The following is a 13006-nucleotide window of genomic DNA, read 5'->3' as shown; positions in this document are numbered from 1 at the left end:
ATATCCCAGTTGCCGTGGCCGGACCGTAAGAAGGTTTCAGTATCGCGCGGGAGACCGCTGATCGGCGGCGCGAGCGCATGACTCGTGTGCGAACCGACGGATTCGGCCACGCTCTCAGCCGTCCTCGACGGTCGCGAGTAACTCCTTGGCGTCGTCCTGTAGCGATCCCTCGAGCCCGTCTTCGACGAGGGTTCGAAGCGTCGAATCGCACTGGGGCGTCGCGAGTGCCTCGAGGGCCTGCCGGCGATACTGATCGGCCAAGTTCTCCCGGCGGACGAGCGCCGCGAGTTCGTCGCACTCGTTTGCCGTCTTCAGTTCGCGAATCGCATCGGTTCGCCGCCCGTCGGCGGCTTCGTCGTCGAGAGCGAGGTCGATACACTCCTCCGGCGTCCGTGAACTCATATGCTTGCCTTCGCTCGCCTCGCGGATAGCTTCGGGACCTGCGAACTCCGAGTTGTCTCGAGCGAGCCGCGGCCGGAGACGCCGGGGCGGACGACGGTTCCTGATCCATCATGCTTTTCTCGCTGTACGGGTATCGTTACGTCGATGGAGCGACCGGTGACCGAGGCCGACCTCACGTTCGATCACGTTCCCGAGACCGACCAGTCCTTCGAGAACGCACTGGCAAAGGCGCGCGACGGCGAGCGACTCGCGGTCGACGACGCGATCGAGTTACTCACCACAGGGACCGAGAGCGAGGGGATCGACCGGAAACGCAAGGAGCGCGTGCTCGAGGCGGCCGACCGCCGCCGGGCCGAGCAGGTCGGCGAGGAGGTCACCTTCATCGCGAACCTGAACAACAACGTCACGACGGCCTGTAACGTGGGCTGTCTGTTCTGTAACTTCAAGGACGCCGCCCACACCTTCGAGAGCGAGACGGAGATCGAGACGGCCGGCTTCACGAAGACGCCCGCGGAGTCCCGCGAGATCGTCTCCGATGCGGTCGAGCGGGGGATCTACGAGGTCACGTCGGTCTCCGGGCTCCACCCCGCGTTCGCGCTCGACGAGGAACACCGGGACCTCCTCGACGACCACCCGAACCCGAAGGAAGTCAACTACAAGCCCCCCGAACGGTACGACACCAGCCCCGGCACCTACACGGACCAGATTTCGGCGATGAGCGTCGACGGCGTCCACGTCCACTCGATGACGCCCGAAGAGGCCTACCACGCCCGCCGGGGCACCGACTGGTCCTACGAGGAGGTCTACCGGCGGCTGAAAGACGCTGGCCTCGATACCGTTCCCGGAACCGCGGCCGAGATCCTCGTCGAGGAAGTCCGCGACGTGATCTGCCCGGGCAAGATCGGCACCGAGGACTGGCTCGAGGCCATGGAGGCCGCCGCGAACGTCGGACTCGGGATGACTGCGACGATCATGTACGGCCACGTCGAGAACGAGGCCCACCGCGCGCTGCACCTGAAACGAATTCGGGACTTGCAGGACCGGACCGGCAACATCACCGAGTTCGTCCCGCTCTCTTTCGTCCACCAGAACACGCCGCTGTTCGAACACGACGTGGTCTCGAGCGGCCCGAGCATCGACGAGGACGAACTGCTGATCGCCGTCTCGCGGCTGTTCCTCGACAACGTCGACCACATCCAGTCCTCGTGGGTCAAGTACGGCGACGAGCAAGGGTTGAAGATGCTCAACTGCGGGGCCGACGACTACATGGGAACGATCCTCTCCGAGGAGATTACTAAACGAGCGGGCGGCGGCTTCGGCGAGTTCCGCTCGTTCGAGGACTACGTCGAGATGATCGCCTCGATCGGCCGCGTCCCCGTCGAACGCTCGACCGACTACGAGCAGCGCCGCGTCATCGACCCCGACGACCCGCCCTTCGGTCCCCGACTCGGCCCAAAGGCCGACGGCACGCCGCTGCTGACTCGAGCGGAACGGGAGGAGCGGGCGCTTCCGGCCGACGATTGATCGGGCAGATCGACAGGCATACGGGTTTGGTTCGTTTAGACAGAGTTGGAAATAACACTTGGAAACCAATCGATCGCGCTGTTCGTTGCGAAAAGTCGGCTCTGATATAGAGTAACGGGCACTGGAGGCGTAGCGGACTTCCGATTTATCGAGGATCTCTGCTATAGAGATAGTTTGACAACGTCTTGTGGGTAAATCGACGAATATGGGTACTGGTAATGAATTAAAAGAACGGGTAGTACAAGAGCTGGAACGTGATGCACGGATTCGATCGATCGAACAGACGACTGGGTATGACAGTCGATCAGCATGGAAAATAGAGTTGCGGAATTCAACGAAAATAATATGGGTCACATACTCGCGGTTCGCCGGTGATCCGACAACGAACGAGTCACCATTTTACGGATCGACGTGGGACTCTATGACCAGTCTTCGACGGGATCATCCACTCTATCTCGTTTTTCTCGGGGCTACTGACGAACATCGATGGACGATTCCGTTTGCTGATTTCGTCTCGAGATTTGATATCAGTGAGCGCAGAGACGATAGCGCGTGGCGGTTCAATTTCGATCACGGGAACAATAGGGAGATCCTTCCGGAATATCGAGGAATTCAGCCGCTGTTCGACTATTGATGGTTCTCCGATGCAAGACTTCGCTGCCGATCCGGCTATCGATATCGCTGTCGGTAGACAGCTACTCGGCTAGTAGGCTTCGTGACGGGCTGGTACACCGTATGGCTCTCCCACAAGTCCTCTCGGCGGGTCTGGAAGTCGCTCGTCGGGCGATCACTCGGGACGAGTTCGATCGTACTCTCCTTCGTCGTCCCCCAGCGGATCCGTTCCCCCTGCCGGGTCCACAGTACGATCGGATCGCTCCTGTCCATCGGCTGGTTCCCCGTCGTTTCGAACCGGACACATACGGATGCCGGTAACTCCATGGGATCGATGGCGAGCCACCATGCCAACCCCTTGTAGTCACCCGTTCGGTAGTACGAATCAGCGATGAGGGGGACTCGTTCTCCGTCGATCGCCACTGTCAACGACATCCGTTTTCGAGCGTTCACACCGGCAGTAAACAGACGGCTCCCGCGTGGAGAGCAAATCCGTGGAAGTCGGTCCGCCGTCCCGATAGTGAGGGCCGTCCAGAAAAACAGCGTCTCGTCTCGCGGGATCTCGAACCGATGCCGCTCCCCGTCAAGCGGTGGTTTGATCTCGACGGCCGGATGACCGAGATTCTTGATTCGAACCATTACCCGTCACTCATCGGCCGTCGCTCTGATTTCGGCCTCGTGGTTCCAACCGAGGCCTGCGTGCGTTTCGTCTCTTGATCCCGAGATATGACCTTTCACACTCCGTACGGAGTCGGCCGAGAACTCGTGGCAGATCGGACACGAAAACTTTCCGTCGGTCTCCTTCGAATCCGAAATGATGCTTTCGTGCTCGAACGACGGCTTCTTCGGTCCCATACGGACGACTACACAGAACGATCACTAAAAACCCGTTACCGCAGCCTAGCGTTCTCATGCTACCGTTTTCCTAGAGTACTCTCCTAGATCGTTCTGGAGATCCACTGGTTCCGGAGAACGAGCAACGCGACCGCTACTGTCACTGCGGTGTCGGGTAACTTCCGTCCGCCGTCTATTTTCCTGATACACCCGCCGATTGGCAAGCCTCTACCGTGGCCGATACGGATAGCGAGTGCCGCCACGTGGTCGACGGAGGACTAGACCGTTTCGACGATCCCAATGGCCCGCACCGGCGCGCCGTCGCTCGAGAGCGCCAGCGGATACGCACGGAGTTCGAAGCGATCCCCGACCGACTCGAGGTTCGTCAGGTTCTCGAGGATCAACCGCTCGTCGCCGAGCAGCGCGTGGTGTGCCTGAAACCCCGCTGGCTCGTCCTCACCGGCGTTTTCCGTCGGAGTTGGATCGGGGTTGAGCGCATCCACGGCCACGTCGAACTCACGCTCGACGCACGCCTCGGCCGCTGCCGGCGAGAGGTACGGATGCTCGAGGTAGCGATCGGTGCCCCAGTGGGCGTCCCACCCCGTCCAGAACGCGGCGAGATCGGCGTCGACGGCCGGAACCCGGTCCGCCGGGATCGGCTCGCGGGCCCCGAGATCACGGCAGTCGATCCGGACCGCGTCGACGGCGAACCGCTCGAGCGGGAACGCCTCGAGAGTTTTTCCGTCGGGTTCGGTGTGGGCGGGCGCGTCGACGTGGGTTCCGGTGTGGCTGCCACACTCGAGGGCGTCGACGCGGACGCCGTGGTCCTCGTGGGTCGCGTGCGGCCGGACGGCGACGGCCGGGTCGTCCGGGTACGTCTGCATCCCGGTCTCGATCGGGTGACTCAGATCGACGTGCATACGCGGTATCCGTGGGTGGAGGGGGATAACGCTGTGTGCTCTCGAGTCGCCGCCCGCGCTCGGGCCCGATTACGGGGCGATGATTTATGATGATACTTAATAACATGTGAATATGCGACTCGAAGGTAAGTCAGTATTTATCACGGGTTCGGGCTCCGGTCTCGGCCGGGAGGCCGCCGAACTGTTCGCCGAAGAGGGCGCGACGATCGTCGCGGCCGATGTCGATCTCGAGGGGGCCCAGGAGACGATCGACCGCGTGGAGAACATGGGGCAGGACGGGACCGCACTCGAGTTAGACATCCGCGACGCCGACGCGGTCCACGCGGCGGTCGACGAGGCGGTCTCGGAGTCGGCCTCGATATCATGGTGAACAACGCGGGCGTGAGCCACGAGCGCGCGAAGATCGAGGAGATCGCCGAGGGCGAGCGCGACCGAGTCATGGACGTGAACGTCACGGGCGTCTGGAACGGCTGTCACGCCGTGATCCCCCACTTCAAGGAGCAGGGGTCGGGCGCGATCGTCAACACGGCGTCGCTGGCGGGCGTCATCGGCGCGCCGGAACTCGGCGCGTACTCGCTGTCGAAGGGCGCGGTCGTCAACTTCACGCGGACCGTCGCGGCGGAGGTTGGCCCGGCCGGCGTCCGGGCGAACGCGGTCTGTCCGGGCGTGACCGACACCGCGATGCCCCGGAAGAACTACACCGAGGAGGAGTGGGCGGCGAGGAAGGAAGAGCTATCGAGGTATTATCCGCTCAAGCGCCTCGGCGAGCCCGAGGACATCGCGAACGCGATGCTATTTCTGGCCAGCGACGAGGCCGACTGGATCACCGGGCAGGCGCTGGTCGTCGACGGCGGCTTCTCCTGTATGTAACGCCTCGCTCGAGTGCCCCTGGAGGGGAAGCGTTTCGGAATCGGCGGTCGACCACGGCAACACGCCCTTCGGATCGCTGCTCGTCGTCGACGACGAGGTCGTCCGGACTGCGGAGAACACCACCCTCACCGACGACGATATTGCCGCCCATCCGGAGTTCGAACTAGCCCGATGGGCCGCGAGCGAACTCGAGCCCGACGAGCGCGCATCCTGTACGATGTACACCAGTACCGAGCCGTGTCCGATGTGTGCGAGCGCGATCGTCTACGCGGGGCTGGATCGGGTGGTTTACAGCGTCTCCGTCGACTCGCTCGCAGCTGCCCGCGACGACGGCGTGATCGAAATTCCCTGCGAGGAGGTAGTCGACCGGGCAAATGGGTCGACGAATGTGGAGGGACCGGTGCTCGAGGACGAGGGTCTCGCGGTCCACGAGGACTACTTTTAGTCGAGGCGTCCGGAAACAGGGATTTCAGCGCCGCCGAAAGAGTGTACTGGGTTCTGTTAGTCAGCTGTAGCCGCCGTCTCGTCCCGGAGCACGGATCGGTAGCGCCGGCCGGCCGAATCGTCTCGACCGAGCGCGTCCCGAATCGTCGGCGAAATCCACTCCCGGTCGCCGTCCGCGCCGTCGGCGAGGGTGCCGTCGAACCCTGTCGTCCGCAGGTCTGCGGGCAGGAACCGCTCGTAGACCGGGAGCCGTTCGCCGAGCGGCACGCCCGCGTGGTCGGCGATCGCCTCGAGTTCGCGCAGCGCGGGCCACTTGTACTCGGGGTTGATGTGGTCGTCGGTGACCGGCGAGACGCCGCCCAGATCGTCGACGCCGCAGTCGATCAGTTCCTTCGCGGGGGCGAGGTTCGGCGGGACCTGCACGGAGACCGCCTCGGGGAGCGCGACGCGGGCCATCGCCGTCACCTGCCGCATCGTCGCGAGATCGGGCGAGCCGTCCGACCAGCGCTCGTTGTCCACGACCGGTTGGACGATCACCTCCTGGATGTGGTCGTAGCGCTCGTGTAACTCGCGGATCGCCAGCAGGCTCTCCGCGCGGTCGCGCCAGTCCTCGCCGATCCCCACCAGAATACCGGTCGTGAAAGCCACGTCCAGTTCGCCCGCGTTTTTCAGGGTCCGGAGCCGCTGGCCGGGCACCTTGCGCCGCGGCCCCGCGTGTGCGCCCACCTCGGCGGTCGTCTCGAGCATCACGCCCATGCTGGCGTTGACGTCCGCGACGGCCGCCATCTGCTCGCGGGTCTGATCGCCCGGATTCGCGTGGGGGAGCAGTCCCTCCTCTAAGGCCACCTCGCACGCCTCCCGCAGGTAGGTGTGGATCGAGTCGTGTCCCCACTCCTCGAGTTGCGCGTGGATCTCGGTGTAGCGCTCGTCCGGGTCGTCGCCGAAGGTAAACAGCGCCTCCGTACAGCCGGCGTCGGCCCCGCGCTGACAGATCTCGCGGACCTCCTCGAGCGAGAGCAGGGAGGCCTGTCCCGGCGGGTCGAAGTAGGTGCAGTAGGTACAGGTGTAGCGACAGGCCGTGGTCAGCGGGATGAACACGTTTCGGGAAAAGGTCAGTGACGGCGGTGCCTCGACGTCGCTCGGGCTGATCTGTAACAGCTCGTCGACGGCTCCGTCGTCGACCGCGATATCGACGCCGTACTCGCTCGCCCCGGGAAACATTACCTCTGGATGTCGTCGCTCGGCACATAAGGCCTTCCCTCGACGTGATCGCCTCGAGCGCGACCGATCACTTCCTCGCGCGATCCTCGCTCCGGGCGATGTCGACTCGGCCGGCTCGATCGTCGAGTTCGAACCCCAGCTCGCGGAGTCGAGCGGGCGCACGGTCGCCCTCGCACCCGTGGACGAGCACCTCGACGAGATCGGCCGGCTCGTCGATATCGGTCGCCAGCCGGAACGAGTCGATCGTCTCGAGGGTCGCGCCGACCTCGCGGGCGATCTCGCAGTGGTCGAGATACGAGGTGCCGTGGTAGTCCACGCGGAACTCGGGATGGCGAACGACGAGCGCGTTCGTCCCGCCGCCCCGCCCCGGTGCGATCGCGACGTCTGCCGACGCGGACAGGAGTTCCTCAAGCGCGTCGGCAGTCGCCAGCGCGAGGTCGGCCATGACGACGGCGACGGGTTCGCGGTCGGGAGCAGTGGCCGCGTCGTCGCTCTCGCTCTCGCCATCCTCGTTCCCGTCAGTCCCCGGCAGCCGCGCGTTGACCGCGTCCGTCAGCGACCGGTCGTCGACCGTGATCGACGTCGACGCGGCGACCTCGCTCGGGAGTTCGAGATCCTCGAGCGCGAGGGACGCGGTCGAGACGACTGTCGGCTCGTGGCCGGCGTCGACGATCGCGCCCAGGACGTCTGCGAGCATGGCGCGGGCGACGGCCGACCGCTCGGCCGGCGTGAGTACTGACTCGAGGCGAGTTTTCGGCGTCTCGGCGGCGAACGGGACGACGACGCGCATCTGAATCTAGTTGCGGTAGTCCGGGCGCGCTCAAAAACACGTCGGAGTGCGACCGGTACCCCCCGGAGACACGTGTGCTCCGATCTCGTGCCCCCCGACACGAGTGCGACCGCTCGCGGCGTCGAAAATCGAAAGAACGAGGGCCTAGAACAGCGGCTCGAGTTCGTCCTCGTCGTCTTCGACGAGTTCCTCGAGGTTCTCTTCGCTCTCCTGCTGGATGTCGTCGATGTTGTCCTGTGCCTCGATGGCCACCTGCTGCAGGCGCTTGATCCGGGGGACGTTCGTCACGCCGGAGAGCAAGATCGCCGCGGCCACCTCGGGCTCCTCTCGCGGGAAGTCGCCACCGCGAACTTCCATGCTTCCCGTTTCCTCCTCGAGCCACTTGCGGCCGCGTTCGATGCCTTTCCGGTTCAGGTACTCCGAGGGACCGGAGAGCACGAGCAGGGCGCGCTCGGTGCCTTCGATCTCGCAGGGGAGCGTGAGCCGGCCGAGCGCGGCCTTGCGGACGAGGCTCGTGATGCGGTTCGTCGTGTTCGCGGCGTCGAGGTCGTCGTCTGTGCCGCCACCGTCGTCGCCGGTGAACCGCGAGAGGAGGCCGCCGCCGGAGTTCAGTTCGACCTCCTCGCTCGCGAAGCCGACGGTCGAGACACCACCACCGGAAAGCGTGTTGATGATCTCCGAAGAGTCGACGACGCTCTCGGCGACTTCCTGTCCGTCGCCGACTTCACCGGCACCGAAGAGGATGCCGAAGCGACGGACGATCTCCTCGTTGATCTGCTCGTAGCCGCCTTCGACGGACTCGCCGGTCTGTCGCCAGGAGTCGTTGTCGAAGACGAGCAGGTTGTCGACCTCGCGGACGAACGTCTGGAAGGATCGCGCCGCGTTGAGCGTGTAGATCCCGCCTTCGTCCGTCCCCGGCAGGACGCCGAGCCCGTAGACGGGGATCGTGTAGATTCGCTTGAGGTGTTTCGCGAGGACGGGCGCGCCGCCCGAGCCGGTGCCGCCACCCATCCCCGAAACGATCAGGAAGGCGTCGACCTCGTGGGTCGGGATCGAGTCGATGGCGTTTTGGACCTCGTCGATGTCCTCCTCGGCGACTTCCGCGCCGAGTTCGTTGTCAGCACCCACGCCGTGGCCCTTTACCCGGGCCTGGCCGATGAGTACGCGGTTCTCCTGTGGAATATTGTCGAGACCGATGAGGTCCGCTTTCGCGGAGTTGACGGCGATTGCCGCCCGGACGATTCCGCTACCCGTCCGATCGTCGTAATCGAGGAATCGATCGACGATTTTGCCACCAGCCTGTCCGAATCCGATCATCGCCAGCTTCATTATTTGTCAGGGGGCTCCGTTGAATTGGTAACAGTGCGATGGAGGATATAAGTCTTGTGCTAAACTGACTTTCTCTAGTAACATACTATTCGGGCTAATCGCAGGACTGTGGCGGTATTCGAGCGGGTATTCCGCTTCGGAAATCACTACTTACTCGAGCCACAGATGTTTTTTATGTTACGTATTCCCGGCAAGTGTAAACCGGAGCGATACTCGCGATCACGATCGGAATCAGGCCGTTTCTGCCGGTTTCGCCCGGTGGCGGGTCCCCTCGAGACCGAGATACGAACCGAGCGTTCGCAACGCCGTCGGGTCGCGGCCGAACGCGGTTACGTCGTTGTCGGCGACGGTGTTGTCGAACTCGAGCGACCGGCCCTGATCGGGGCCGAAGGGAACGAACGGCAGCGAGTCGATCGCCGAGAGGCCGAGTTTCGCCAGCCCCATCGGGATCGGGACGATCGTGACGTCTTTCCCCTCGGCCGCGTACACCAGTTCCGTCACGTCCGCGAGCGTGGCGATCTGCGGCCCGCCGAGTTCGTAGATTTCGCCGACGTGGGCGTCATCTGCTCGCGAGCCCTGCTCGCTCGCTTCCGAGGCACTTTGCGCCTCGCTACCTTCAAGCGCGTCGGCCAGCATCGGGACGAGGTCGCCGACCCAGATTGGCTGGAACTGTGTCTTCCCGCCGCCCGGCAGCCCCGTCACGTACGGCGTCGTCAGCGTCTTCGTGAACTCGACGAACTCGCCGCCGTCGCCGAAGACGACTGACGGGCGAACGATCGTCCACTCGAGCGCCGACTCTCTGACCACCGCCTCGGCCTTCCCCTTGGCGCGGATGTAGGCGGTCTCGCCGTCGGGATCGGCACCGAGTGCGCTCAGTTGGAGGAAGCGATCGACGCCGGCGGCCTCGGCGGCGCGGACGAGGTTCGCCGTGCCCTCGAGGTGGACCTCCTCGTGGCTCGTTCCTTCGGGCGGTTTGTAGAGCGGCGAGAGCGAGACGAGGTTCACGACGGCGTCGTGGCCGACGACGGTGTCGGCGATCGAGTCGTAGGCGCTGACGTTTCCCAGAGCCGACTCGACGCCGTCGGGGAGGCCGGCGTCACCCGGAGACCGCGATAGCGCCGTCACCTCGTGGCCGCGCTCGGCCAGTTCTTCGCAGAGATTCGTTCCGATGAATCCGGTGCCGCCGGCGACGAGGGCCTTCATACCCGAGAGATGCAGGTACAGCGATAAATAGGTGTGCGGCGACACTGTTCGGTGTGGCCGGCGTTCGACGGATTGTAATAGGAACCGCCACGAGGTGAACCCATGCTCGTCACGCTTGAGGGACTGGACGGCAGCGGCAAGACGACGGTCTGGGAGGCCTTACACGAGCGCTATCCCGAGGCCACGTTCACGCGGGAACCGACGGACGATTCGTGGTACGGCGAGGCCGTCTACCGCTCGATCGAGGACGACGACGCCGACCCGCTGGCGGAGCTGTTCCTCTACACCGCCGACCACGCCGACCACCTCTCGCGCGTGATCGAACCCGCCCTCGAGCAGGACACTCTCGTGATCTCCGATCGCTACTCCGACTCCCGATTCGCCTATCAGGGCGCGACGCTCGCGGCGGCCGAGGGCCACGATCTCCCGGACCCGCTCGAGTACGTCATCGACATCCACGAGCCGTTCTCGATCATCCCCGATCTGACGATCTACCTCGACCTCGACCCCGAGACCGCCGCGACCCGCGCGGGGACGACGAACAAGTTCGAGCGAGCCGAGTACCTCGAGTCGGTCCGAGACAACTACGAACGGCTGATCGAGCGCGACCCCGACCGGTTCGTCCGCGTCGACGCGACGCAGTCGCCGGCGGCAGTACTCGAGTCGGTGACGGACGCGCTCGCGTCGGCGGTATCCGACTCGAGCTAACCACGTTCTTCCGGTTTTCCCTGTTCGTGACGCCACCTCCCGACCATCGGTTCGGGCAAAGGCTTTAGTCGTGATAGACTGTACCACACTTCCGATGGTCCACGCGTTCATCATGGTGAAGACGGCCGCCGGAAAATCCGAGGGGCTGCTCGCGGAGATCGACGGCCTCGAGTCGGTCGCCGACGCCCACATTGTCGCGGGCAACTACGACATCATCGCCGAGGTCGACGCGCCGGAGGTCTACGACGTGCTCCAGACCGTCTCCTCGAGCATGCAGGGACTCAGCGGCGTCACCGAGACGAAGACCTACATCGCGATGGGGTAGGGAGACCGAGACCGGCGTGGCGCGCGTCTCGATCGCGGGTTCTCCGCCGCCGCTTTCGGTGCTCGAGCGACGGCGTTCCATTCGATGCCATGGTACTCGGGCGCAAACTTATTCACCGGGGCGAGCGTACCCCAGTACATGCGGTTCGTGATTATCGGGGCTGGACGGGTCGGCCTGCGCACAGCACGCGTCTTGCGTGACGAGGACCACGAGGTGACGATGGTCGAACGCGACGAACCGACGCGCAGACGGGCCCGCGATCAGGGCTTTACCGTCGTCGACGGCGACGGCTCCCGCGAGGACATTCTCGAGGAGGCCGGCGTCACCACGGCCGATGCCGTCGGCGCGCTGACCGGCGACCTCAACGTCAACTTCACCGCCTGCATGATCGCCAACCATTACGGCTGTCGGACGGTCATGCGGATCGACGAGGCCTACCGCGAGGGCATCTACCGCAAGTACGCCGATCAGGTCGACGAGATCATCTACCCCGAGCGACTCGGCGCAATCGGCGCGAAAAACGCCCTGCTGGGCGGGACGATACGGGCCATCGCCGACATCGCCCCGCACCTGCAGGTCGTCGAACTCACGCTCACCGACGCGGCCCCCGTCAACGGCTACACGATCAGCGAACTGCAACTGCCCGCCGACGCGACCGTCCTCGCGTTCGGCAAGCGCGACCAGCCCCTCGGCATCCCGACCGAGGACCTCTCGCTCGAGGACGGCGATCGACTCGTCGTCCTCGCGGACTTCGACGTCCTGAGCGAGGTGCGCCAGCTCCTGGTCGGCGAAACGGCGACTCGAGCGGCCGCGAACGCGGGCACGGGCTCGAGTTCGGCGGCGACGGAACTGGTGGAGGGTGATGCGGACTCGGAGACCGACTCCGATACCGGAGGTGTCAACTGATGGTTACCGCGTTTATCATGATCAAGGCGAACACGGGCGAGGCGGATCGGCTCAAAGACAGCATCGAATCCATCGACGGGGTCCAATCGGCACACATCGTCGCTGGCGACGTCGACCTCATCGCAAAAACGCAGGTCGAGACGCCGGCCGCAGTCAAGGAGATCGCGGCGACCTACATTCAGGCCATCGAGGGCGTCGAGGACACGCAGACGTACATCGCGATGGACTAAAAACGAAGTTTCAACAACGAAGTTTTGCTCTGCGGGCGCGGCTCCGCCGCGCCCTCGGCAAAAATTCGATTAAAAGCACTCCTCCCTCCCCGCTGGGTCGGTCGTCGGCCCGCTCGCTCACCCTTCGGGTTCGCTCGCGGTCAGCGGCTTGTAACGGCCTGCCCTCCCCCGAGTTGCACGGCTCTCGCGTCTGCTCGAGCCGTGCTCCCGGCCACAGCAGCCGTTTGATAGTCCACTACCAGAACTTATTAATCAGGTAGACTACCTTCCAGATATGGTACAGAGACGCCACAAAGCGATCATCGGGGTTGCGATGGTTCTGTTGGGGCTCGTTCAGGCGGGTTCATATTTCGTCGATAGCGAGTGGCAGTTCGCCGTGTTCGGTCTCTTCTATGCTGTTATCGGAATCGGGTATCTCTGGGCCGAGGTCTATACTGCTGGTGGGTAGTTGCAAGCGGCCCAGCGAATGATGGACCCCACTAGTGTTGCATCAGCAAGCGAACGATTCGGAGAATCTGAGCGCTGCTGTTCTCCGAGCGCTTTGCGCTCGGGCCGACGAGCGACCACCGGGAGCGAGGAAGGCTTTTAATCGAATCTGAGCGGAGCAAAGCTCCGCGAGGTCCAAAAGAGCGCTTCGCGCTCTTTTGAAGATTTTGCCGAGGGTGCGCCTGCGGCGCACCCGTGGTTC

At 64.2% G+C, this 13006-nt stretch carries 13 protein-coding genes and 2 pseudogenes; 8 read left to right on the top strand and 7 right to left on the bottom strand.

What is annotated here, in order from left to right; translation table 11 throughout:
• Positions 1-114 precede the first annotated feature (114 nt).
• Positions 115-402 (bottom strand): hypothetical protein, encoded by a 288-nt coding sequence (locus tag FEJ81_RS14760; RefSeq protein WP_138246001.1) that lies wholly within the window; start codon positions 400-402, stop codon positions 115-117.
• A 144-nt stretch (positions 403-546) separates the two neighbouring features.
• Here FEJ81_RS14760 and cofH point away from each other — a divergent pair, with 144 nt between their 5' ends.
• Positions 547-1926: a 7,8-didemethyl-8-hydroxy-5-deazariboflavin synthase subunit CofH gene (gene cofH, locus FEJ81_RS14755; RefSeq protein WP_138246000.1), complete on the top strand. Its 1380-nt coding sequence runs from the start codon at positions 547-549 to the stop codon at positions 1924-1926.
• Positions 1927-3183: 1257 nt separating this feature from the next.
• On the opposite strand, the gene FEJ81_RS14745 is transcribed toward cofH, so the two are convergent.
• Both FEJ81_RS14745 and FEJ81_RS14740 read right to left on the bottom strand, forming a co-directional pair.
• Positions 3184-3393: a hypothetical protein gene (locus FEJ81_RS14745; RefSeq protein ID WP_138245998.1), complete on the bottom strand. Its 210-nt coding sequence runs from the start codon at positions 3391-3393 to the stop codon at positions 3184-3186.
• 257 nt (positions 3394-3650) lie between these two features.
• Positions 3651-4292, bottom strand: coding sequence for a cyclase family protein (locus tag FEJ81_RS14740; protein ID WP_138245997.1), 642 nt, complete (start codon positions 4290-4292; stop codon positions 3651-3653).
• A gap of 112 nt (positions 4293-4404) precedes the next feature.
• Between FEJ81_RS14740 and FEJ81_RS14735 the strand changes: the two are divergent.
• Together FEJ81_RS14735 and FEJ81_RS23785 are read left to right on the top strand one after the other, a co-directional pair.
• A pseudogene (locus FEJ81_RS14735) lies at positions 4405-5162 on the top strand (SDR family NAD(P)-dependent oxidoreductase).
• 31 nt (positions 5163-5193) lie between these two features.
• Positions 5194-5607 (top strand): annotated as a pseudogene (locus FEJ81_RS23785) (nucleoside deaminase); the annotation flags it as partial.
• A gap of 56 nt (positions 5608-5663) precedes the next feature.
• On the opposite strand, the gene cofG reads toward FEJ81_RS23785, so the two are convergent.
• From cofG to FEJ81_RS14710, 4 genes are all read right to left on the bottom strand, one after another.
• Complete coding sequence (cofG, locus tag FEJ81_RS14725; RefSeq protein ID WP_138245995.1) at positions 5664-6827, bottom strand: 7,8-didemethyl-8-hydroxy-5-deazariboflavin synthase subunit CofG; 1164 nt, start codon at positions 6825-6827, stop codon at positions 5664-5666.
• A gap of 67 nt (positions 6828-6894) precedes the next feature.
• Positions 6895-7617, bottom strand: coding sequence for a 2-phospho-L-lactate guanylyltransferase (cofC, locus tag FEJ81_RS14720; RefSeq protein WP_138245994.1), 723 nt, complete (start codon positions 7615-7617; stop codon positions 6895-6897).
• 144 nt (positions 7618-7761) lie between these two features.
• Positions 7762-8946 carry a tubulin/FtsZ family protein gene (locus FEJ81_RS14715; RefSeq protein WP_138245993.1) on the bottom strand — a complete coding sequence of 395 codons (1185 nt, stop codon included), beginning with the start codon at positions 8944-8946 and terminating at the stop codon, positions 7762-7764.
• 231 nt (positions 8947-9177) lie between these two features.
• Positions 9178-10149 (bottom strand): complex I NDUFA9 subunit family protein, encoded by a 972-nt coding sequence (locus FEJ81_RS14710; protein WP_138245992.1) that lies wholly within the window; start codon positions 10147-10149, stop codon positions 9178-9180.
• Positions 10150-10251: 102 nt separating this feature from the next.
• On the opposite strand from FEJ81_RS14710, the gene tmk reads away from it, so the two are divergent.
• From tmk to FEJ81_RS23275, 5 genes are all read left to right on the top strand, one after another.
• On the top strand, positions 10252-10857 hold the full coding sequence (gene tmk / locus FEJ81_RS14705; protein ID WP_138245991.1) for a dTMP kinase: 606 nt from the start codon (positions 10252-10254) through the stop codon (positions 10855-10857).
• A gap of 94 nt (positions 10858-10951) precedes the next feature.
• Positions 10952-11182, top strand: a complete 231-nt coding sequence (locus FEJ81_RS14700; protein ID WP_138245990.1) for an Lrp/AsnC family transcriptional regulator — start codon at positions 10952-10954, stop codon at positions 11180-11182.
• A 138-nt stretch (positions 11183-11320) separates the two neighbouring features.
• Positions 11321-12088 carry a potassium channel family protein gene (locus tag FEJ81_RS14695; protein WP_138245989.1) on the top strand — a complete coding sequence of 256 codons (768 nt, stop codon included), beginning with the start codon at positions 11321-11323 and terminating at the stop codon, positions 12086-12088.
• Positions 12088-12318 (top strand): Lrp/AsnC family transcriptional regulator, encoded by a 231-nt coding sequence (locus FEJ81_RS14690; RefSeq protein WP_138245988.1) that lies wholly within the window; start codon positions 12088-12090, stop codon positions 12316-12318. The genes FEJ81_RS14695 and FEJ81_RS14690 overlap by 1 nt, the downstream gene beginning before the upstream one ends.
• Positions 12319-12592: 274 nt before the next feature.
• Positions 12593-12766: a hypothetical protein gene (locus FEJ81_RS23275; RefSeq protein WP_175416435.1), complete on the top strand. Its 174-nt coding sequence runs from the start codon at positions 12593-12595 to the stop codon at positions 12764-12766.
• Positions 12767-13006 lie beyond the last annotated feature (240 nt).

This window comes from Natrinema versiforme, assembly GCF_005576615.1.
GTDB classification, from domain to species: Archaea; Halobacteriota; Halobacteria; order Halobacteriales; family Natrialbaceae; genus Natrinema; species Natrinema versiforme_A.
This window is presented reverse-complemented; position numbering and strand designations above follow the sequence as displayed.